Below are 22,520 nucleotides of genomic sequence, written 5' to 3' on the forward strand. Positions count from 1 at the left end.
CGGCTACTGCTGAATGGTAACCTTGCTCAGGCTGAACAGCGTGCCGGTCGGCGTCGGCACGAACCCCGCGATGTTCTTCTGCTGGGCCGTGTAGCTGTAGGAGGTGTAGAGCCAGATCCACGGCGACACCTCGGCGAGATGCTTCTCGAACTCGGCGAAGATCACCTTGCGTTTCGCCGGGTCGGTCTCGGCGCGGCCCTTCTGCATGAGGCTGTCGAGCGTGTCGTCGATGTAGTTGGCCACCTTCTGCAGATTGCCGGCCTTGGTCCAGTAGCGGTTGTACATGGTGTAGGGGTCGGCGCGACCGCCGTTGAGCGCGATCGCCATGTCGAAATCGCCCTTCAGCCAGGCGTCGACATAGACGTTGAGTTCCATCATCTTGATGTCGAGCTTGACGCCGATTTCAGCCAGCTGCGATTGGATCACCTGGGCTTCCGCCGCCGCTGTCGGCGGCTCGCCGGTGGCGCCGATCACGGTCGCCGAAAATCCATCGGCAAAGCCGGCCTCGGCCATCAGCTTCTTGGCCTTTTCGACGTCGCGCTTGTAGCAGAACAGCTGGCTCGGATCGGTCGCCAGGGCCGGAATGGTCAGTGGTCCGGTGACCTTGCCTTCGCCGAGCGACGCGGTGTCCAGCACCTCTTGCCGGTCGATGGCGCAGGGGATCGCCTGGCGCACCTTGAGCTCGGTCATCGGCTTGCGCGACGGATTGAGTTGCAGCACGTGATAGGACAGCACCGGCACGCGGTTCAGTTGCAGGCTGGCTTCCTTCGGCACCAGCGTGGCGACGAGCGGGTCGTTGAGCAGCGCGAAATCGATCTGCTTGGTGCGCATGGCCGCCAGGATCGCCGCTTCGTCCGGCAGCACGCTGATCTCGATGCCGTCGACGCCGGTCGCGCCGCCGGCCCAATCCTTGTTGGCGCTCAGGACTTCCTTGGCGTTGGGGTCCCATTTGTCGAGCTTGAACGGACCCGAGCCGACCGCCTTGGTGCCGATCGAGCCGGCCTTGATTTCGCTTGCCGGAACGATCGCCGCGTTGACGTCGCTCATCGCCGTCAGGATCGGCACGTCGGGCTGCGACAGATGAAACACGACGGTCGCCGCATCCGGCGTGTCGATGCTGGCGATCGACAGGAAGTTGGCGCGGGCCGCGGCGCCCGTCTTCTCGTCGAGGATGCGCTCGAACGACGCCTTGACGTCGGCCGAGGTCACCGCGGTGCCGTCCTGGAATTTCGCCTTGGGATCGAGCCTGAAGGTCAGCTCCTTGCCGTCCTTCGAGAATTCCCAGGACGTGGCGATGGCGGGGATGATCTGCAGGCTGGCGTCGACCCGCACCAGCGGCTCATAGATCAGCTCCAGCAGCCGGAGCGACGAAAACGCTGTCTGCTTGTGCGGGTCGAGTCCGGTGGCGTCCTGCGACCAGGCCATATGCAGCGTCGCCGCCTGCGTCGAAACCGTCGTGATGCCGAGCATGGCCGCCAGCGTGATGCCTGACAGCAGCTTTCTTGTGAGGTGAATCATTTTCGTCTCCCATTGTGATTGAACTTGATGCCTTGCAGTTTCTGCGGACCGCTTCCAAGACACACATGCTTTGGAGTATCGGCCCAGTCTATGCGGCTTGACGCCGTCTTGTCCCATGCGGCGCATGCCGTCTGTCCCATGCGGATTCATGCCGTTACGTCGCTGATTGCCTTTCGCAGGAAGCCTCCGGCCTTGCCGAGCGCCGCACGCGCCTCCTCGACGCCCATGCCGGTGATCGTCACCAGGATCGCCAGTTTCACGTCATTGCCGGTCTGGGCGAGCACCTGTTTTGCCTGTTGCGGCGCGCAGCCGGTCGTCTGCATGACGATCCGGATCGCCCTGGCCACCAGCTTCTTGTTGGATGGGTTCAGATCGACCATCAGGTTCTGGTAGCTCTTGCCGATGCGGATCATGCTGGCGGTCGTCAGCATGTTGAGCACCAGCTTCTGCGCGGTTCCCGACTTCAGCCGGGTCGAGCCGGTGAGCACTTCCGGGCCGACAACCGGCGAGATGGCTATGTCGGCGATACCGGCGATGGTCGACGCCGGATTGCAGGACAGGGCGACCGTCGTCGCGCCCACCTGCCTGGCATAGTTCAATCCGCCGATAACGTAAGGCGTGCGCCCGCTGACGGCGATGCCGACCACAACGTCGTCGGCGGTGAGCCCGATCTCCTGCAATACCTTGGCGCCCCTTTTCGGATCATCCTCGGCGCCTTCCGTCGACCGCACCAGGGCGTCGGGGCCACCGGCGATCAGGCCGACAACCATGCCTTCCGGCACGCCGAAGGTGGGCGGGCATTCCGAGGCGTCGAGCACCCCAAGCCGGCCGCTGGTGCCGGCGCCCATATAGACAAGCCGCGCACCTTTCTGGAAGGCAAGCACGATACGGTCCACCGCGGCAGCGATGTCGGGCAGAACCTTTTCGACAGCCGTCGGGACGGCCCTGTCCTCGTCATTGATCTTGCGCAGGACGTCGATGGTCGGCAACAGGTCGATGTCCATCGTCCTTGGGTTCCGGCCCTCGGAAACCAGCCGGTCCAACTCAGACATCAACCCGTGCTCGGTCATCCCAGTGCTTTCAAAAATCATGCGGCCCAGCCGGTGGCGAGCATGGCTCGTTGCCGGCACCGCTGCGCACGGACCGTGGGTCCATGGTTGCCGCCCTGTTTTCTTTTGTTAACTTTTTAGAATTGAATATTCGTATCGTCAACAGGAATATGGAATATATTATTCCTATCGGGGCAAGGCGCTATCGTCCGCCGAGGGACCTCTTGGCAAGGATAATCGCTCCCGACACGGCGTCGCCGTCAGCGGGCTTCAGGCGGCGGCGGACATCGGGAGAGAGCCAGGGTTCGAGCGGGCTGGACAGTCCGCCCAGCAAGGTCACGCGCGGTGCGCCTTTTTCGAACAGCACCCGCACCAGCGTATCGATCTGCTCGGCCGCGCTTTGCACGATGCGCCGTCCGACCGGATCGCCCTGGTCGGCATGGCGCATCACCATCGGCGCCAGGGCCGCGTAGTCGGTGGCGCTGGCTCGGTCCATCCAGGCGACGGCTTCCATCGGGTCGCTTTCGAAGCGCTGCATCACCTCCGCCAGCAGCGCGGTCGGCTCGTGCCGACCGTCATGGGCGCGCAACGCCAGTTGCACGGCCTTCAGACCAAGATCGGCGCCGCTGCCCTCGTCGGAGATCGGAAAGCCGTAGCCGCCGACGCGCAGGTCGCGCCCGTCGACGAAGCCGAGGCCGATCGAGCCCGTGCCGGCAATGACGATGGCGCCGTCCTGGCCGGAATGCGCGCCCAGGCAGGCGCCGACGCCGTCGCTGACGAAATCGATGCTGGCGAAGGGATGCGCGATCGCCCGCAACGTCTCCAGCGCACCCTTGCGGCCGATGCCGGCAAGACCGATGCCGGCGCGGATCCTGGCGCTCTGCGCCGGTCCAAAGCCGGCCTCCTCGATCGCCGCGCCGAAAGCCTTGGCAATGGAGGCCCAGGCCGTATCGATGCCGAGCCGGGTCGTTGCCGGGCCCGACAGGCCCTGTCCCAGCACGGTTCCGTCCGCATCCTCGATGCGGGCCCGGCAACCGGTGCCGCCGCCGTCGACACCGAGAAAATAGTGATCCGCGCCGCTGCTCATGCGCTCAGCCGCTCGATGTCGGCGCCGCACAGGCGGAGCTTGCGGTCCAGCTGTTCATAGCCGCGGTCGAGGTGATAGACGCGGTTGATGATGGTCTCGCCTTCGGACACCAGCGCCGCCAGCACCAGCGACACCGAAGCCCGCAGATCGGTGGCCATCACTTGGGCGCCATGCAACCTTTCGCCGCCGCGCACCAGCGCCATGGTGCCTTGCAGCTTGATGTTGGCGCCGAGCCGCATCAGTTCGGGAACATGCATGAAGCGGTTCTCGAAGATGGTTTCACGCAACAGCGATGCGCCCTCGGCACAACACATCAGCGCCATGAACTGCGCCTGGAGGTCGGTCGGAAACCCCGGATAGGGTTCCGTCGTGACGTCGACAGCCTTGAGCGGCCGGTCGCGCGACACGATGAGCCCGCGGTCGCCGGGCCAGACGCTGACGCCGGTGGCCTCCAGCAATTGCACGACAGAGGCCATGTGCTCGAGCCGGGCATGGGTCAGCTCCAGCTGGCCACCGGTGATCGCCGCGGCGATGGCATAGGTGCCGGCCTCGATCCGGTCCGGTATGATGTCATGCCTTGCCGCATGCCAATTCGTCCTGCCGGCAATCAGGATGCGGTGCGTGCCGGCGCCCTCGATGTGCGCGCCCATGGCGTTGAGGCAAGCGGCGAGGTCGGCCACCTCGGGTTCGCGCGCCGCGTTCAGGATTTCGGTTTCGCCCTTTGCCGTGGCCGCCGCCATCATCGCGGTTTCCGTTGCCCCGACCGACGGCGAGCTCAAGACGATGCGCGTGCCGGTCAGTCCGTTCGGAGCCGAGGCGACGATCGAGCCGTTCTCGATGGCAATCCTGGCGCCGAGCGCGGCGAGTGCCGCCACATGCATGTCGACCGGCCGCGCGCCGATCGCGCAGCCGCCCGGCAGCGAGACCCGCGCCTGACCGAAACGGGCGAGCAGCGGCGCCAGAACGAGCACCGTCGCCCGCATCTTTCTGACCGTATCGTAGGACGTTTCCTTGGAAACGGCGGCACTGGTGTCGATCGTCGCGGCATGGGCCGACCGTGTCACCTCGGCGCCATGAAGCCGCGTGACGCTGAGCATGTTTTCGACGTCGGTCACATCAGGGAGGTTGGTCAGTTCGAGCGGGTAGGGGCTGAGCAGCGCCGCCGCTATCTGCGGCAGCGCGGCGTTCTTGGCGCCGGATATCGTCACCGCGCCTTCCAGCCTTTGTCCGCCGACGATCCGCAATCTGTCCATGGGCTGAAACCTTGGTGATGAGAGCCGGGCCGGCGTCTCGCTCCGGAGACAATGCTCCGAATCCCGGTTGTTGGCCCGGTCTAGGTCGAGAATTAATTCTGCGTTCTTGGCTGTCAATCGAAATTGGAATAATTTATTCCTTGACCCGGCAGGTCGTCTGCGGCTTGCGGGCCTGAAAGCGCGAGGGATTCCCGTGTCCGTCTTGAACAGGATCAATGCGAAGCTTGACGCCATGGCGCCCGGCGATCGCGAGATCGGCCAGTACATCGTCGACAATCCCGACCAGATGCTGCGCCTGTCGACGGCGGCTCTCGCGGCCGAGATCGGGCGCAGCCAGTCGAGCGTCGTCAAGTTCAGCCAGAAGCTCGGCTATGCCAGCTATCAGGAACTCAAGCTCGCGGTCAGCGAGGCCAAGGCGCAGGAATGGCAGGTGCCGGCCGGCGTCATCCACGGCTCCATCGAGGTCGGCGACAACTACCAGGTCATCCTGAAGAAGCTGATCGGCAGCAAGCTCCTGTCGATGCAGCAGACCGTCGCCGCCAACAGCGAGCGGATCATCTCCAGGACGCTGGAACTGCTGGATGGCGCGCGCCGCATCCATCTGGTCGGTGTCGGCGCCTCCTCGCTGGTGGCGCGCGATTTCTCCTACAAGCTGATGAAGCTCGGCCGCAACGTGCTGCATGACAGCGACAGCCACATCCAGATGGCCAATGTCTCGACGCTCGGGCCCGGCGATGTGCTGTTCGCACTCTCCTATTCCGGCGCCAGCATCGAAACCTTGCGCATCGCCGAGCTTGCCCGCAAGCGCGGCACGATGGTGATCGCCGTCACCGGCCTGCACGACAATCCGCTGAGCCGCGTCGCCGACATCCGCCTTTACACCGTCGCCGACGAGGAGCGCGCGCGCTCTTCCTCGATCACCGCGCGCGACGCGCAGCTGACACTGACCGATTTGCTGTTCATCCTGCTCGTGCAGAAGCAACCCGACGCCAACGACTATGTCCACAACAGCGAAGCGGCGGTCTCGGTGCTGAAGGCGGATCGCGCCTCGTAGGATGGCTGGGCAACGCGGGCCAACTTAACCCGCGGCGGTCCTTCCCATCCCTTCTGTCCTGCCGAGGTCGCAGGTCGGCTGGTCGTCCGCGAGCTTGCACGCGCGGCTTTCGGCATCCGCATCCGCCAGACGCCAAAATTCCAGCAAGGCTTTTCTTGCCTCTCGTCGCCGAAGGCGCGACGCTGCGAAACGCAGCGCGTTCGTTCGCAAGGAGGAAAATACCATGGCATCCGACGTCGCAGTGATAGCAGGCGCGGGGCAGGGCCTTAGCGCCTCGCTGGCACGCCTTCTCGCCAGGGATGGCTTTCGTGTGGTCCTGGCCGCCCGCAATGTCCAGAAACTCGCCCCCCTGGTCGACGAAACCGGCGCGCTGGCCGTCGAGACGGACGTCGCCGATCCAGCCTCCGTCGCAAATCTGTTCGAGACCGCCGACAAGGCCGGTCCGCTGGCGCTTGCGGTGTTCAACGCCAGCGGGCGCACGCGCGGCCCGATCGCCGAGCTCGATCCCGATGCGGTCAGGCAGGCCCTGCTGGTCGGCGCCTATGGTGGCTTCCTGGTCGGCCAGCAGGCGGCGCGGCGGCTGCTGGCGCGCGGCTCGGGATCGATCCTGTTCACCGGTGCCACCGCCAGTATCAAGGGATTTTCCGGCTCCGCCGGCTTTGCCATGCCGAAATTCGGGCTGCGCGGACTGGCGCAATCCATGGCCCGCGAACTGGGTCCCAAGAACATCCATGTCGCGCATTTCGTCATCGACGGCCAGATCGAGCCGCCGGGACAGCCCGCCGATCCCGACCGGCCGGACCGCCGTCTGTCGCCGGACGCGATCGCCGAGGCCTATATCGCGACCCATCGTCAGCACCGGAGCGCTTGGAGCTTCGAAGTCGAGCTCAGGCCATGGGTCGAGGCGTTCTGACGATCCAGCTGATTGCTCTGTAGCCGGCAGTAACGGCGACGCAGTGGTGGCGGAAACGCGTCGTAGTTTGGACCAGGGCCGGGTTGCGATTCTCGTCACCGCACCGGTCAGTCGGGGCTAGACGCTTTCGAGATAGGTCTCGATCTCGAAATCGCTGACATTGAGTGCGAACGTATTCAGTTCCTGGCGTTTGCAGGCGATGAAGGAGTCGCGCAGGATCGCCGGAAAGATCTCCGCTACATGCGGCCCGCTCTCGAAGGCGGCGATCGCGGACGCCCAGTCCGGCGGCAGCTTGGCCGGAACAAGCCCTTGTCCATCGCTGCCGGCCGGATCGCCCGGCGACAACTGTCTTTCAATGCCGATCAGTGCGGCGCCCAATATGGCCGCAAGCACCAGATAGGGATTGGCATCCGCTCCCGACACGCGATGCTCGATGCGGCGCGCGCCTGTCGGGCCGCCGGGAATGCGGATCGCGACCATCCGGTTCTCGTAGCCCCAGGCGACAGCGGTCGGCGCGTAGGACCTCGGACGAAGCCTGCGGTATGAATTGAAATGCGGTGCGAACACCAGCGTGCTCTCGGCCATTGCCGCAAGCAGGCCGCCGACCGCATGGCGCATGATCTCCGAACCCTGATCGGTGCCGTCGTCGAAGACGTTGCGACCTTCGCCGTCGACAAGGCTGAAATGGACGTGAAAGCCATTGCCGGCGCGGTCGCCATAGGGCTTTGCCATGAAACAGGCGGCGAAGCCGTGCTTGCGGGCGATGCCCTTGACCGTGCGCTTGAACAGGACGGCATCGTCGGCCGCCCGCAGGGCGTCCGCGACATGGTTCAAATTGATCTCGAACTGGCCGACGCCGTTTTCGGCAATGGCGGTGTCGACGGGAATGCCTTGTGCCCGGCAGGCTTCGTAGACGTCATGGATGAAGGATTCGAAATCGTCGATCTCGTCGATCGACAACGCCGCATCGGAATCGAGACGGCGCCCGGTGACCGGCGAGACGGGCCCGACCGGCCGCTGCGACTGCGGATCGACCAGATAGAATTCAAGTTCGGTCGCCGCGACCGGGGTCAGGCCCAAGGCCTTGTAGCGGTCGAGGATGCGGGCCAGCGCCCGCCGGGGATCGCCGAGATAGGGCGCGCCGGTTTCGTCGGCGAGCCAGAGCGGGACAAGTGCCGTCGGATGCGCCGTCCATTCCACCGGGAGAATGCCGCGTCCGGTCCATTGGCAGAGTCCGTCGGCATCGCCGGTCGAGAAGACCAGCGTGTTGCCTTCGATGTCCTCGCCCCAGATGTCGAGGCCAATCAGCGAATAGGGCATGCGCAGCTTGCCTTCCAGCGCCTTGCGTGCCTGCTCGACCGGGATGCGCTTGCCGCGCATGACACCGTTGAGGTCGCACACCGCCGCCCTCAGGCTCTGGATATCGCTTCTGCTTTCAAGCCAGTTCAGAACGTCCGCAATTGCATCGCTCAATTTCCAACCTCTGGTTTTTGGTGCCGCGGCCTGATCGACCGCACTGTCCCTGGTAAAAATAGCTTGTGAGTTTTTCGAAAACGAACCCTGGCTGCTGCCGGAGCGTTTTCCTTATTTTTTCAATTCACTAGCCGGGATATCGGGAGGCATTTCAAAAACCAATTGCGCGATCTGCGATCGCAACATAGAGGCAAGGGAATGGAAAGCCAAGTGGCATTTCTAGGTTCTTGTCTCCGGAAATCTGGCCTGCTGCAGGATATGTGTGGCGCCTTCGTCGATGTCGCGCACGATGGCTGCGCGGGCTCGTTCCCCGTCCTGGGCCTCGATCGCCGCGACGGCTTCCTCGTGATAGTCGATGTCGAGGATGGAGGCGAGGTCATCCTCGAACCCCATGGCGAGGTTCCGCAGGAATGGGCCGACCTGCATCCATACGGTCTCGATCAGGAAGATCATCTGCTCATTGCCGCAATGGCGATAGATCGAGAATTTGAAGTCGTAGTTCTTCCTGAGATAGTCGCCGATATCGCCCTTGCGGGCTGCCTGGGTCAGTTCGGTGCCGTGGCGTCGGATCGTCCGCAGATTGTTGCCGTTGATGAGTTTTGTCGCAAGCTCGGTCGCCGAGCCTTCGAGGATCGTCCGCACGGCGGTCAATTGCGAAAAGCGTTCGGCCGAGATCACCGGCACCTCCACGCTGCCGTTCGGCATCGGGCTGAGCGCGCGCAATGCCTGAAGCCGCATGAAGGCGCTGCGCACCGGCATGTCGCTGGTGCCCAGTTCCTTGGCGAGCTTGCGCGAGGTCAGTTTCTGGCCAGGTACGAACTGGCCGGACATCAGGGCCCGCACGAGTTCCAGATAGACTTTTTCATGCAAGGGAACGGTGTCGACGGCGGTCAACCCGTATTGTGTTCTGTCGGCCATTGGCGGGTCGCTAATCTACGCAGCTGACGACATTCGCCGCTAGTAATTGTTATGCTGGCTGAACGCCGTGTGTGGGCCGTTGTCAGCGACTTGTGGGTCGGCATGATAGACGCATCGATCGCAGTGTCGCAAGGCACCGCACTGGCGCCCGGAAAGAATGGATCGAAGGCAATCCAGGCATCAAGCATGTCAGCACGTCATTTGCCGAACGCCAGAACCTCACCATGCGGATGCATATGCGCCGCTTCACTCGTCTGACTAACGGCTTTTCCAAGAAGGTCGAGGCTCGCCAATGCCGTGGCGCTACACTTCATGTACTACAATTTTGTGCGCATTCATGCTGCGCTTCGCATGACGCCTGCGACGGCCGCTGGCGTCACTGGCAAGCTTTGGGAGATTAGTGACATCGTGGCGCTGATCGAAGCCAAGGAAGCCGAGAAGCCAATGACGCGCGGACCGTACCGGAAGAAAGGCGTCTCAATTGGATGATCCTAAACCCATCACGAACGAAAATATTCTGATGGCTCTCGGCATCGTTCTCGTCGAAATTCGCGCGACCGATGATCTATCCAGAGCACAGGTGCTCGCTGACTCATTTCACAACGCACCGGCCATGATCGCGTCTGGCGCCAGTCCTCAGGATACCTGGGCAAATGTAGTTGGAACCGCTCGCAGGCTTGATGTGGAACGATATGTCGTCTGGCTATTAAGCCACGTTCAGGCGAGACAGATTTCAAACTGACCCATTACCGAATGCACTCCTTGGTGCCCCGGGTTGAGGCCCATGACAAAGATGCGATCGGACAGACAGACGGCCTCCTCGGCATCGTGCATCAAGAGCTGCTGCGTCTGGCCGGCCGGCTCTTTGCCGCCGCCAGATGCGTCAGCAAATTCATCGTGATCCTGCCGACGTCGTTCATGGCACTTCCCGTCGGCAATGCGCCGCACCAGGCGACCGAACTCGCGCAGAAGATCAAACCTCCTGAAGGAAGATGGCGCAGCGTCATCTCCGCGCAGCGGCGCGAGGCGCACTCGCTGGCGCCGCCCTCGTACCAGCGCGTCGCGTCATGGACGAAACTGTCCGGGAAGCCGGTTGCACGCGCAATGACTATAGTGTCGGGGGACGTGCCAAGGTGTGGATCGGTGGCATCGACCTCATAGCCGGCCGCGCCGCCGAGCACGATGCCCTCGTTGCCGAAGGTCTCGTCGGCGACGCCGTCGAACAGCCATGCGGCCGAAGGTTCATGGCTTTGCGGTGTGCGCGTGAAGGGGCGCGCGCCGTCGAAGCCCATCAGCGAGATGGCGACGCCGGTCAGCGAGAATTCGCCGCGTCCGCTGGCGCGAAGATGGCCGCCCGGCTGGTTGGTGATCGACAGCGATTGTTCGGCGATTGGCCCATCCCAGGTGCGCGCCGCTTCGAGCGGCGAACGGCGCAGTTCCATCAGATCGCCCTGGAACGCGACCTTGCCGGCAAAACCATTGCCGCCGAGATAGGCGATGCTGCCGCCTGTTGCCGCGAACTGGCGCAGGGCATGTTCCATTTCGATCGACATGTATTCCGGATGGCTGCCGGTGACGACAGCCCGATACCCCTGCAGGCCGGCGAGACCCCGCTCATGCAGGTCGCGGTCGGTGATGAGGTCGAAGGCGATGCCGTTGCTGTGGCAGAAGCGCAGCAGGTGCAGGTCGACCGGCAGATTGTGCGGACAACCACACAGCGGGTAATTGTAGTCGTCACGCAGCGTCGCCTTCGGCTTCCGGTAGGAGCAGATCGACACGCCGCTGAGGTCGCTGTGGTAGTCGTAGAGCGACTTCAGATTGTTATCGATCGCGAAGCGATGGCCACGATCCTCGCACATCCACTCGTACAGATGCGCGGGCAGGAATTCGTCCGCGTAAGCGAGATAGGTGGCCGTCGGCACCAGGAACAACAGCGGTGAGCGACGGATGGACGAGGTGATGAAAAAGACGATACGCTCCGATCCGCCGTCATGGCCGACCTCGAAGGCATAGACGCCGGCTGCCGCCTCGGCGGGGACATGCAAATGGTATGAGGCTGGCCATTGCAACGATCCCATGTCGTCGTCGTGGCAATGCAGGGCGTCGTAGTGTGACGGCACCAGCCTTGGATCGAAACTCGATCCGTCCCAGCGGCGCGAGGTCATGCAGAACGCCGGCTGGTTGACCGCTTCCAGCAAGAGGACGCCATCTCCGCCTGTCGAGGCGATCGGGCCGCTCGGCAGCAAGGTGGGGAACGTCCAGGCAACGCGTCCGGTTGTGGTTTGCAGGGCGATTGCCGAGAATTTGGCGTTGAGCGACCTGACATCGTTTGCCGCGCTCGCACCGAAGAACACGCCGTCTGACGGAGGCTGCCAGGGCAGATTGAATTGCCGATGCAGGCGAAACGGCGCCAACAGGTCGTCCGAGCTGATCCGAAGGACTGTCCCGCTGTCATCGGATGAAATCTCGACCACCAGCCAGGTGTTTGCCGGTATGGTGTCGCCGGTCTGAAGCGCTTCGCCATGATGGAGGAAAGTCAGCTTTCCGTCCTGCAGCTGAAGCCGCAATGCACCGCTCTCAAACAGCACCCGGACGCCGTCATTGCGGGTCAGATACACTTCAAAGGCGACGCCGCTGATCTCCGCGCACTTGGCAAGTTCCGACGCCGCGATCTTCAGGAACGACCCCTGATCGAAGTCGCGGTGGGACGCGGCATCCCCGGTCGGCCCAACGTGCCAATCCATGAATTCAGCCGAGGGCGTGTCGAGCCGTACGATCCGCACATCGCGCACTTGCCGCGACGACGAGACATGAAGGGCGACAGGCGTTCCGGCCGCTGCGTGCCAGGGAACCGTGTAACCTGAAACGGCCATGGCGCCGTGATCGACGGGACGTCTCATCTCGGCAAAAGTCCGAGCCGCGATTCCGGTCGGTGCAATCCGTTGGATGGCAAATTCGACAATTCTCTCGTACCCCTTTTTGAATCACACTACCGGCATCGTTTCCTGGGGGTATACCCCCATCGCTGCATGATTGGAGACAAAGTCCGTTTTTTGAAGGCCTCGCGCCGAGGAATGCCTGCGCTCGCATGAGCCGGCGATCGTGTCGTTGCTGCGTGCCCGTTGGTTCGCGTCCGAGTCTCCGCCCGCGGTCGCCGAGGCCGATCCTGGAGCGGGGCGACCCAGTCGGGTTCCGGAGCGCTAGGTCGTCCAGAAGCGGCGCCTGATCGCGGGATCGCCGGGGGCGGACGGTCCTGCGGCACGAGGTCGATCTCGTCATCACAAATCTTGACTTTTGCCGCACTTGCACGCGCGGCCGCTCTCTGGCTTTTTGGGGCACCCATCCGAGCGGACTGATTCGCATCATACCGCTCGCTTGCAATACCCCCCAAGGCAGTCTGCGGGTGGTCGTGAAGCGCGCAATTGGCAAAGGAGAAAGCGGCATGGCCGAGTTCAAGAAGCCCGAGATCTCCGAGATGAGACCCAAGATCACCGTGATCGGCGTTGGCGGCGGAGGTGGGAATGCCGTCAACAACATGATCGCGGAGCAGCTTCAGGGCACCGAGTTCATCGCCGCCAACACCGACGCCCAGGCGCTTGCAATGTCGAAGGCAACGAGGCTGATCCAGCTTGGCGCTCACGTCACCGAGGGGCTGGGTGCCGGATCGCTTCCCGAGATCGGCCGTGCCGCAGCCGAGGAATCGCTCGACGAGATCATGGACCATCTCCAGGGCACGCATATGTGTTTCGTCACCGCCGGCATGGGCGGCGGCACGGGAACCGGCGCCGCTCCGATTATCGCGCACGCGGCGCGCAAGGCCGGCATCCTGACCGTGGGTGTCGTCACCAAGCCGTTCGCGTTCGAGGGCAAGCGGCGCATGCAGATGGCCGAGGAAGGCATCGCGCGGCTTCGCGAGAGCGCCGACACCGTAATCGTCATCCCGAACCAGAACCTGTTCAGGATCGCCGATGCCAAGACCACCTTCGCCGACGCTTTCGTCATCGCCGACCGGGTGCTCTATTCCGGTGTCGGCTGCATTACCGACCTGATCGTCAAGGAAGGCCTGATCAATCTCGACTTCGCCGATGTGAAATCGGTGATGCGGGGCATGGGCCGCGCGATGATGGGTACGGGCGAGGCGTCCGGCGAAAGCCGGGCCATCAAGGCGGCGGAAGCGGCAATCGCCAATCCGCTTCTGGATGAGGCTTCGATGAAGGGCGCAAAGGGCGTTCTGGTCTCGATATCGGGCGGCCGCGACATGACCCTGTTCGAGGTCGATGAAGCCGCCACCCGCATACGCGAAGAGGTCTATGAGGATGCCGACATCATCGTCGGCGCCATCTTCGACAAGAATCTGGAAGGCAAGTTCAGGGTGTCGGTCGTGGCGACCGGGCTCGATCGCCCGTTTGAGGCTGGGGACGCCAACGCCGAGTTCACGGGCAACCGTTCAGGCCAGGCGCCATCGCGGATACTGCAGTAGGGCGTATTTGATCCGACGCCGCCCGGCAAAGCTCTGCCTCCGGGCATTGCGCCCATGGCGTTCTGGGCGAGGGACGATCCCTGGCGTCGCCGCATGGTTGCGGATTCGCGATCGATGCCGGTGGCAAAACGCGGCCCGTCTTCGCAGCGGCGTCATCGCGATTTGCGTGCCGGGCAGCTTGGCCTCGGACCTTTGACAACGCAGTCAGCCCTATCGTGCAGCGACTATGCGGCAATCGGATTTCCACCCGAGAGCCCTTGCCTGGATCGGCATAGCCTCCGCTCTTTCCTGGGCGAAGTATAAGCGCCTTTTCTCTTCTGGCTGCCGCCGCAGTTCCTGACTGGTGCTGCGCATGCGGCCGGCTGCCCGCACTTTGCTCCCACGCACGACTGTCGTTGAACAGCCCGGAGGCTGTTTGAACCCTCGCGCATGGCTGGGCGCTTGACTCCGGGGATGTCTTGTGAAAAATTTTGCACAAGCTGATAAAAATATCAAAGGGCGGAAATGGTCGGATTTGGCAACGGGCTCTTGCGCGACGATGAGACCAGCATGGCGGCGCGTGCCGCATGGCTTCATTACGCCGGCGGCCTGACCCAGTCCGAGGTTGCCAAGCGGCTGGGGCTGACCAGCCTCAAGGCGCATCGCCTGATCACCAAGGCCAACCAGGAAGGGCTGGTGAAGGTCTATATCGACGGCGAAGTGTCGGAATGCGTCGAGCTCGAGGACGAACTGTCCCGCCGCTACGGCCTCGATTATTGCGAGGTGGTTCCCGATTTCGATTCGGAGGATCTGCCGCTCAAGGCGCTCGGCATCGCCGGCGCGCAATTTCTCAAGCGCGAGATCGAACGCGGCGAGGAGGCGCTGATCGGCGTCGGCCATGGCCGCACGCTGGCCGCTTGCGTGGAATATCTGCCGCGCACCTCGACCGACAAGATCCGCTTTGTCTCGCTGCTCGGCGGCCTGACGCGGAAATTCTCGGCCAACCCACATGATGTCATCCACCGCCTCGCCGAACGCACAGGCGCCGAAGCCTACGTCATGCCGGTGCCGATGTTCGCCAACACGGCGGAGGACCGGCTCGTGCTGCTCGGGCAGAAGGGCATCAGCGAGGTCTTCGATCTCGCCAAATCGGCCGACCTGCTGCTTGCCGGCATCGGCACCGCCGAACGCGAGGCGTCGCTGGTTGCCACCGGCATGATCGAAAAGGGCGAGATGGAGGAGATCCGCCGCAACGGCGGTGTCGGCGAATTGCTCGGCCATTTCTTCGATGATGCCGGCAAAGCGGTGGCGACGACCGTTTCCAACCGGGCGCTGGCGCTGGCCAGGGAGGATATCAGCAATCGCCGGATTGTCGCCGTCGCCGGCGGCAAGGTGAAGGTTCGTGCCATCAAGTCGGTGCTGGAGAGCCGCTATCTCAGGGGCCTGATAACCGACGAGCGGACGGCGCGATCGCTCGTGGGAGAGACGCCGGTCGGGTAGCCGGCAACCGTTCAGTTGAAACTACCCTGTGGAGGAGAAGACGAAATGCATGAGAAAGAGAAAGACCTCATTGACGCCTTCCTGCGCGGACAAGTCGACCGTCGCGGGCTGATCAAGGGACTGGGTGCGATGGGCCTTGCCGCCGGTACCGCCGGCATGCTGCTCAATCTGGGCCAGACCCGCGCGCTTGCCGCGGACTTCGACTGGAAGGCGCACAAGGGCAAGACCATCAAGCTCTTGCTCAACAAGCACCCTTACGCCGACGCGATGATCGCCGATCTCGAGAACTTCAAGCAGCTGACCGGCATGAACGTCGTCTATGACGTGTTCCCGGAAGACGTCTATTTCGACAAGGTCACCGCGGCGCTATCGGCGAGCTCGCCCGAATATGATGCCTTCATGACCGGCGCCTACATGACCTGGACCTATGGTCCGGCCGGCTGGATCACCGACCTCAACGAATGGATCAAGGACCCGGCCAAGACCAACCCGAACTATGCCTGGGACGACTTCCTGCCCGGCGTCAGGAATTCCTGTGCCTGGAATGGCAAGCCGGGCGGCGCGCTCGGTTCGGACGACGCCAAGCAGTGGTGCATTCCGTGGGGCTTTGAGCAGAACAACATCACCTACAACAAGGCCATGTTCGACAAGGCCGGCGTCACCATTCCCGGCAACATGGACGAGATGGTTGCCGCGGCGGCCAAGCTCACCAAGGATGTCGGTGGCGGCGTCTACGGTATCGGCGTGCGTGGCTCGCGCTCCTGGGCGACGATCCATCCAGGCTTCCTGTCGGCCTATGCCAACTTTGACCAGAAGGATCTCAATGTCTCGGCTGACGGCAAATTGTCGGCCGCGATGAACACCGCCCAGTCCAAGGCTTTCCACAAGCAGTGGGTTCAGATGATCCAGGAGAGCGGCCCCAAGGACTGGTCGACCTACACATGGTATCAGGTCGGCACCGATCTCGGCGCCGGCGCCTCGGCGATGATCTTCGACGCCGATATCCTCGGCTACTTCATGAATGGCGGCGACAACAAGATGGCCGGCAAGCTCGCCTTTGCAAGCTTCAAGGCCAATCCGGCAGCCAAGGCGGCGACGCCCAACATCTGGATCTGGTCGCTGGCAATGTCCAATTTCTCGAAGGACAAGGACGCCACCTGGTACTTCATGCAATGGGCCTCCGGTCCGGAGCACGGGCTGTTCGGCGCCACCAAGATGGACTTCGTCAATCCGGTCCGCCAGTCGGTCTGGAAGGACGAGATGTTCCGCGACAAGCTGAACAAGAGCTATCCGGGCTATGTCGAGATGTTCGACGCCTCGGCGCCGGGCGCCAGCATCAAGTTCACGGCGCAGCCGCTGTTCTTCGATCTCACCACCGAATGGGCGGCGACGCTGCAGAAGATGGTGGCCAAGGAAGTGCCGGTCGACGAGGGCCTCGACAAGCTGGCCGAGAGCATCGACGGCCAGCTCAAGGAAGCCGGCCTCGGCTAGGCCAAGGCCCAGGGACTGGCTCGCTGCGGCAGGCCAGTCCCGACCCGACTTTCGCGTCTGCGACGCGGCGCCTGGAGCATCGGACCCAAAAGTGGAATCCGGTTTTGGGAAAAAACCGATGCTCGAAAAAGTGCCGCCAATTCGCCCACCGGCCGCCCGGCTCCCTTGGGCGGCCGGCCGGGCGAAGCAACAGGGATCATGGAGCAGCGGATGACTGCCGCAACAACACAAAGGGCCGGGCCGTCCGGCTTCAGGATCAGCAAGAGGGTATTGCCCTACGTGCTCAGCCTGCCGGCCTTGCTGGTCTGCATTGGCATCCTCATCCCGTTCCTGACCTCGGTCGTCTATTCGTTCCAGCGCTACCGTCTGAGCCAGCCCTGGGCACGGCAGTTCAACTGGGGCGACAACTACATCTCCTTCTTCACCGACCCGAAGTTCTGGAACACGCTCAAGGTCTCGCTGCTCTATGCGGGAACCACGGTCGTGCTGGAGCTGCTTCTCGGTCTCGCCATCGCCATGCTGCTGCAGAAGCGCTCGACGCTGAACAATTTCATCTCGATCATGCTGTTGATGCCGCTGATGACGGCGCCGGCGCTGGCCGCGCTGATGTGGAAGCTGATGACCAATCCCGGCTTCGGTGTGCTGAGTTATCTCGCGAGCCTGATCGGGCTGCAGGACTTCCGCTGGGCCTCGTCGCCGTCGACGGCGCTCTTCACCGTCGTGCTCGTCGACATCTGGGTCTACACGCCCTTCATCATGATCCTCCTGCTCGCCGGCCTGCGCAGCCTGCCGACGCAGCCTTTCGAGGCCGCGGCACTCGATGGCGTGCCGAGGAGCTTCGTGTTCTTCCGCATCACCTTGCCGATGCTGACGCCCTACATACTGACGGCGACGCTGTTCCGCCTGCTCGACTCCATCCAGCAGTTCGACATCATCTACGCGATGACGCAGGGCGGGCCTGGCGATACGCTGACCGTGTTCCAGGTCGAGGCCTACCTCAACTTCTTCCAGTCGACCAATGTCGGCCGCTCGGCGGCGCTGATGATCATCCTGTGGGCGATCACCTATTTCCTCTCCAACATCTTCATCAAGAACTGGCTGCGGCTGCGCGAACGCGCCCGCGGCCAGGCATAGGAGGCGGACATGGAACACACCTCCTTGCTCGAACGCATCCTGCGCGGCGTGGCACTGACGCTGGTCGTGATCTTCTTCATGTTCCCGATCGCCTGGATCTTCATGATGTCGTTCCAGACCAACGAGACCATCCTGCGCATTCCGCCGCAGTTGATCTTCGAGCCGACGCTGGCCAACTACACCGCGCTGATTACCGGCAAGCTGGTGACGGCGGCCGGCACGCTCGACATCGCCTTCATGCGCAATCTCTGGAATTCGGTGTTCCTGTCGGTCACCTCGGTTGCCGTGTCGCTGCTGCTCGGCGTCCCGGCGGCCTACGCCTTCGCGCGGCACAAGTTCCGCGGTTCGGAGGACATCGCCTTCACGCTGCTGTCGTTCAAGTTCGCGCCGGCGCTGCTGGTGCTCCTGCCGCTCACCCTCTATTTCCAGAAGCTTGGATTGGCCAACACCTATATCGGGCTGATCTGGGTCTACCAGCTGATCTGCCTGCCACTGATCCTGTGGATCGTGCGCGGCTATTTCGAGGACATTCCGGCCGACATCGAATATGCCTATCGCATCGGCGGCCATTCCTGGTTCGCCACCTTCCGCAAGATCGCGCTGCCGCTTGCCGGCCCGGGCATCGCCGCCGCCGGCTTGCTCGCCTTCATCTTTGCCTGGAACAACTTCGTCTTCGCGCTGGTGTTGGCCTCGGCCGACAAGCAGCCGGTGACGGTCGGAGCGCTCGCCTTCATCACCTCCTCGGGCATCCAGTATGGCCAGATTTCGGCGGCCATCGTGTTGTCGATCACGCCGACGCTGGCGCTCGCCCTTTATGCGCAGCGCTATCTTGTCGAAGGTCTGTCGCTCGGCGCGGTGAAAGGATAGAAATGGCCAGCCTCGAACTCAGAAAAATCGTCAAGCGCTACAAGAGCCAGACCGTTCTCGACAATCTGTCCCTGACCGTCGCCGATGGCGAGACCCTCGTCCTGTTCGGTCCGTCCGGCGCCGGCAAGACGGTGCTGCTCAGGCTCGTCGCCGGCGTCATCGATCCGGATGAGGGAAAGATATTCATCGGCGGTGACGACATGACCGATGTCGACGCGGAGTTCCGCGGCATCGGCATGGCTTTCCAGAATTTCGCCTTGTTTCCGCATATGACCGCGTTCGACAACATCGCGACGCCGCTGGAAGCCAAGCGATCATCGCAAGGCGCGATCAAGGCCGGCGTCGAGAGCGTCGCCAAGCTGTTGAAGATCGCCCATGTGCTCAGCCACAAGCCGCGCGCGCTCTCCAACGGCCAGAAGCAGCGCACGGCACTTGCCCGCGCGCTGGTCGGCTCGCCGCCGCTTCTCCTGCTCGACGACCCCTTGCGCAATGTCGACGCCAAGCTGCGCTTCGAGATGCGCCTCGAACTGCCGAGGCTGCTCGCCGATCGCGGCGCCACCGTCGTCTACGTCACCCAGGACTACAAGGAAGCCATGGCGCTCGGCGACCGCATCGCGGTGATGTCGCAAGGCGTTATCAGGCAGCTTGGCACGCCCGAGCAGATCTATCGCGAGCCGGCCAATATTGAGATCGCAAGGCTGTTCGGCGACCCCACCATCAACCTGCTCGACGTCAAGCCCGCGCGGGATAGTAGGGGGATTTATGTCGGCCTGTCCAACGTCCAGGTCCATCTGGCCGGCGCCTACGAGACGGCGGTTGGCCGCGACTGCGTGATCGGCCTGCGGCCGGAGGCGCTGAGCTTCGTCGAGGAGGGCGCGCCCGGCGCCATTCCGGTGACGGTCGAGGCCGAGACGCCGCTCAACGAAAAGATCGTCACGCTGGTGCGCACCGTGCGCGGCCGTGAAATCCTGGTCTCGCGGCCGGCCGGAACGCCGGGCCGCAGCGAGGGCAAGGCCCACATCTCCGTCGACGGCAAGAGCGCCTTGCTGTTCGACCACGCGAGCGGCGAGCGTATCGGTTCCAAGAACGTCGTCAGTTTGCGCAACGGAGAAGCGGCATGAGCCCGAGCGCACTTACCATTTCCGGCGTCGACAAGTTCTATGGCCCGATCGACCGGGGCGTTCACGCCGTCAAGGACCTGACGATGGAAATCGGCAAGGGCGAGATCGTGGCGCTGCTCGGCTCGTCTGGCTGCGGCAAGACCTCGACGCTGCGCATGATCGCGGGCTTCGAGGAGGTCTCGCGGGGCGCGATCTCGGTTGGCGGCCGCCAGGTGCACACCTTGCCGCCGGTCAGGCGCAACGTGGCGATGGCGTTCGAGGGCTATTCGCTCTATCCGCCGTTGACCGTGCGCGAGAACATGGCGTTCGCGCTCAAGGCAGCGAGGTTGCCGAAGAGCGAGGTCGATGCCAAGGTCGCCAGCATCGCCAAGCTGCTCGAGATCGAGGATATACTGGAGCGCTACCCCAGCTCCATCTCCGGCGGTCAGCAGCAACGCGCCAGCCTCGGCCGGGCGCTGATCCGCGAGGCGGACCTGCATCTGCTGGACGAGCCGATGGGTCAGCTCGAACCGCAGCTGCGCGCCGTGCTGCGCGGCCGCATCAAGCACTTCATCAAGGAGCGCGGCCTGACCGCGATCCTGGTCACCCACGACCAGACCGAGGCCAATGCGCTTGCCGACCGCATCGCGGTGATGGAGGGCGGCGTGCTGCAGCAGTTCGACACATCAGACAGGATCAAGGAGCGCCCCGCGAACCTGTTCACCGGCACCTTTGTCGGCGAGCCGCCGATGAACGTCTTCGAGGCCTATGTCGGCGTGGCCGCCGGCCGCATTAATTTGCGGCTGCCGGATGGGCTGTCGCTCGACTACGACAAGGATGCTTTCAGCGCTCCGGTTCGCGACCAGCTGCTCAGCCGCGAACGGGTCGTCATCGGCATCAGGCCCTACGCGGTGCGGCGCTCGAAGGAGGGTGTTCCGGCCAGGGTCTCGGCCAATCAATGGCTTGGCGACCAGACCCACATAGCTGCGGACTTTGCCGGCGGCTCGCTGGTTCTGGTCGAACATGATCGCACCCGTCTGGATCTGGGTGCGCCTATCAATGTCAGCATCGATCCGAAGAACCTTCACGTCTTCGACCAGGCGAGCGGCAAGGCCATCTCGCACGGCATGGAGCTTGCGTGATGCGGGACATCCTGATCGGCCTCGACGCCGGCACCTCCGTCATCAAGTCGATCGCCTTCGACACCACTGGCCGGCAGATTGCCGCCGCCGCGCTGCCGAACCACTACGAGACGCTGCCGGGCGGTGGCGCCGAACAGGATTTGGCGCGCACATGGAGCGATGCCGCCGCGACCTTGCGCCAGCTCGCCGACAAGGTGCCCGACCTCGCCAACCGAACCGTCGCGATCGCTGTCACCGGGCAAGGCGACGGCACCTGGCTGATCGACGGCAAGGGCGAGCCGGTGGCGAAAGGCTGGCTCTGGCTCGACGCGCGCGCCGCCGCTGTCGTCGAGGAGATCCGCGCGCGGCCCGAGGACCGGCTCCGCTTTGAAAGGACAGGCACCGGGCTTGCCGCCTGCCAGCAGGGCTCGCAGTTTGTGTTCATGAAGCGCAACATGCCTGCGATGCTGGCCAAGGCCGCGACGGCCTTCCATTGCAAGGACTGGCTCTATTTCAAACTGACCGGCGAACGCGCAACCGATCCATCGGAGGGAACCTTCACCTTCGGTGATTTCCACACCCGGGACTATTGCGATGACGTGCTCGACGTGCTCGGCGTCGCCGATCTCAGGCATCTGCTGCCGCCGATCGTCGACGGCACCAGGCACAGCACCGGCCTGTCGCAGGCAGCGGCCGATGCCACCGGGATGCTTGCCGGGACTCCGGTGGTGCTTGGTTATGTCGACGTCGTCTGCACCGCGCTCGGCGCCGGCCTTCTGGATCGCAAGCGCAAGCCCGGTTGCTCGATCATCGGCTCCACCGGCATGCATATGCGGCTGGCCGAGACCCCGGACGACGTGCAGCTCAACCAGGCGGCAACCGGCTACACGATGGCGATGCCGGCGCCAGGTGTGTTTGCGCAGATGCAGTCGAACATGGCGGCGACGCTCAACATCGACTGGGTGCTTGGGCTGGCCTCCGGAATTCTCGCCTCGCAAGGCATCACCCGCAGCAATGGCGAGATGATCGCGCTGGTCGACGCGTGGATAGCGGCCTCGCAGCCGGCTTCGCTGCTCTATCAGCCCTACGTGTCCGAGGCCGGTGAGCGCGGGCCGTTCGTCGATGCCAATGCCAGGGCGGGGTTCGTCGGCATTTCCTCGCGGCACGGCTATGCCGACCTCGTCCGCGCCGTCTTCGAGGGGCTGGCCTTCGCGGCGCGCGATTGCTACGCCGCCATGGGGCCGCTGCCGCGTGAAGTTCGCTTGACCGGTGGCGCCGCCCGAAGCTCGGCGCTGCGCAAGATCCTTGGCGCAGCGGTCGGCGCCGACATTCGCACGAGCGAGCGCGAGGAGGCCGGTGCCGCGGGTGCGGCGATGATCGCCGCGGTCTGCGTCGGTCAATACCCATCCATGGACGATTGCGTCGGCGAATGGGTAACGCCCCTGCTTGGCGAGGCGGAGCCAAGCGACCGGAGCCTCGCCGCGATCTACGAGAAGATGACCCCATCCTACATGTTGGCGCACGAGGCGCTGCGGCCGGTCTGGCGCTCCATGGCTGCGTCGAAGGCAAATTGAGAAGTCGAG

18 protein-coding genes and 1 pseudogene are annotated in these 22,520 nt (G+C 63.8%); 12 read left to right on the top strand and 7 right to left on the bottom strand.

What is annotated here, in order from left to right:
* Positions 1–3: 3 nt before the first annotated feature.
* From OOJ09_RS01625 to murA, 4 genes are all read right to left on the bottom strand, one after another.
* Entirely contained in the window at positions 4–1,518 is a 1,515-nt protein-coding gene (locus OOJ09_RS01625; protein WP_269903515.1) for an ABC transporter substrate-binding protein, read from the bottom strand.
* 146 nt (positions 1,519–1,664) lie between these two features.
* Positions 1,665–2,588 (bottom strand): N-acetylmuramic acid 6-phosphate etherase, encoded by a 924-nt coding sequence (gene murQ, locus OOJ09_RS01630; protein WP_269904046.1) that lies wholly within the window; start codon positions 2,586–2,588, stop codon positions 1,665–1,667.
* A 181-nt stretch (positions 2,589–2,769) separates the two neighbouring features.
* Positions 2,770–3,654: an N-acetylglucosamine kinase gene (locus OOJ09_RS01635; RefSeq protein ID WP_269903516.1), complete on the bottom strand. Its 885-nt coding sequence runs from the start codon at positions 3,652–3,654 to the stop codon at positions 2,770–2,772.
* Positions 3,651–4,907: a UDP-N-acetylglucosamine 1-carboxyvinyltransferase gene (gene murA, locus OOJ09_RS01640; RefSeq protein ID WP_269903517.1), complete on the bottom strand. Its 1,257-nt coding sequence runs from the start codon at positions 4,905–4,907 to the stop codon at positions 3,651–3,653. The genes OOJ09_RS01635 and murA overlap by 4 nt, the downstream gene beginning before the upstream one ends.
* A gap of 193 nt (positions 4,908–5,100) precedes the next feature.
* Between murA and OOJ09_RS01645 the strand changes: the two genes are divergently transcribed.
* Together OOJ09_RS01645 and OOJ09_RS01650 are read left to right on the top strand one after the other, a co-directional pair.
* Positions 5,101–5,961, top strand: a complete 861-nt coding sequence (locus OOJ09_RS01645; RefSeq protein WP_269903518.1) for a MurR/RpiR family transcriptional regulator — start codon at positions 5,101–5,103, stop codon at positions 5,959–5,961.
* A 223-nt stretch (positions 5,962–6,184) separates the two neighbouring features.
* The gene (locus OOJ09_RS01650; RefSeq protein WP_269903519.1) at positions 6,185–6,874 is read left to right on the top strand and encodes an SDR family NAD(P)-dependent oxidoreductase; all 690 of its coding nucleotides are present in this window, start codon (positions 6,185–6,187) and stop codon (positions 6,872–6,874) included.
* A gap of 117 nt (positions 6,875–6,991) precedes the next feature.
* Here OOJ09_RS01650 and OOJ09_RS01655 read toward each other — a convergent pair whose 3' ends face one another.
* Positions 6,992–8,347 (bottom strand): glutamine synthetase family protein, encoded by a 1,356-nt coding sequence (locus tag OOJ09_RS01655; protein ID WP_269903520.1) that lies wholly within the window; start codon positions 8,345–8,347, stop codon positions 6,992–6,994.
* Positions 8,348–8,566: 219 nt separating this feature from the next.
* Positions 8,567–9,265: a GntR family transcriptional regulator gene (locus OOJ09_RS01660; RefSeq protein WP_269903521.1), complete on the bottom strand. Its 699-nt coding sequence runs from the start codon at positions 9,263–9,265 to the stop codon at positions 8,567–8,569.
* A 143-nt stretch (positions 9,266–9,408) separates the two neighbouring features.
* On the opposite strand from OOJ09_RS01660, the pseudogene OOJ09_RS01665 reads away from it, so the two are divergent.
* Together OOJ09_RS01665 and OOJ09_RS01670 are read left to right on the top strand one after the other, a co-directional pair.
* A pseudogene (locus OOJ09_RS01665) lies at positions 9,409–9,754 on the top strand (IS1 family transposase); the annotation flags it as partial.
* A gap of 31 nt (positions 9,755–9,785) precedes the next feature.
* Complete coding sequence (locus OOJ09_RS01670; protein WP_269903522.1) at positions 9,786–10,007, top strand: hypothetical protein; 222 nt, start codon at positions 9,786–9,788, stop codon at positions 10,005–10,007.
* A gap of 91 nt (positions 10,008–10,098) precedes the next feature.
* Here the strand turns inward: OOJ09_RS01670 and OOJ09_RS01675 are convergent, their stop codons facing one another.
* Complete coding sequence (locus tag OOJ09_RS01675) at positions 10,099–12,165, bottom strand: N,N-dimethylformamidase beta subunit family domain-containing protein (RefSeq protein ID WP_269903523.1); 2,067 nt, start codon at positions 12,163–12,165, stop codon at positions 10,099–10,101.
* 542 nt (positions 12,166–12,707) lie between these two features.
* Here OOJ09_RS01675 and ftsZ point away from each other — a divergent pair.
* From ftsZ to OOJ09_RS01715, 8 genes are all read left to right on the top strand, one after another.
* On the top strand, positions 12,708–13,745 hold the full coding sequence (ftsZ, locus tag OOJ09_RS01680; protein WP_269903524.1) for a cell division protein FtsZ: 1,038 nt from the start codon (positions 12,708–12,710) through the stop codon (positions 13,743–13,745).
* A 504-nt stretch (positions 13,746–14,249) separates the two neighbouring features.
* A complete protein-coding gene (locus tag OOJ09_RS01685; protein WP_269903525.1) occupies positions 14,250–15,224 on the top strand; it encodes a sugar-binding transcriptional regulator in 975 nt (324 codons plus the stop codon).
* 45 nt (positions 15,225–15,269) lie between these two features.
* A complete protein-coding gene (locus OOJ09_RS01690) occupies positions 15,270–16,715 on the top strand; it encodes an ABC transporter substrate-binding protein (protein ID WP_269903526.1) in 1,446 nt (481 codons plus the stop codon).
* Between the two features lie 210 nt (positions 16,716–16,925).
* On the top strand, positions 16,926–17,849 hold the full coding sequence (locus tag OOJ09_RS01695) for a carbohydrate ABC transporter permease (protein WP_091576905.1): 924 nt from the start codon (positions 16,926–16,928) through the stop codon (positions 17,847–17,849).
* 9 nt (positions 17,850–17,858) lie between these two features.
* On the top strand, positions 17,859–18,716 hold the full coding sequence (locus tag OOJ09_RS01700; RefSeq protein ID WP_269903527.1) for a carbohydrate ABC transporter permease: 858 nt from the start codon (positions 17,859–17,861) through the stop codon (positions 18,714–18,716).
* 2 nt (positions 18,717–18,718) lie between these two features.
* Positions 18,719–19,837, top strand: coding sequence for an ABC transporter ATP-binding protein (locus OOJ09_RS01705; protein WP_269903528.1), 1,119 nt, complete (start codon positions 18,719–18,721; stop codon positions 19,835–19,837).
* Complete coding sequence (locus tag OOJ09_RS01710; RefSeq protein WP_269903529.1) at positions 19,834–20,958, top strand: ABC transporter ATP-binding protein; 1,125 nt, start codon at positions 19,834–19,836, stop codon at positions 20,956–20,958. Before OOJ09_RS01705 ends, OOJ09_RS01710 begins: the two co-directional genes overlap by 4 nt.
* The gene (locus tag OOJ09_RS01715; protein WP_269903530.1) at positions 20,958–22,511 is read left to right on the top strand and encodes an FGGY-family carbohydrate kinase; all 1,554 of its coding nucleotides are present in this window, start codon (positions 20,958–20,960) and stop codon (positions 22,509–22,511) included. Before OOJ09_RS01710 ends, OOJ09_RS01715 begins: the two co-directional genes overlap by 1 nt.
* Positions 22,512–22,520: the final 9 nt, after the last annotated feature.

This window comes from Mesorhizobium qingshengii (assembly GCF_027563465.1).
Classification (GTDB): Bacteria; Pseudomonadota; Alphaproteobacteria; order Rhizobiales; family Rhizobiaceae; genus Mesorhizobium; species Mesorhizobium qingshengii_A.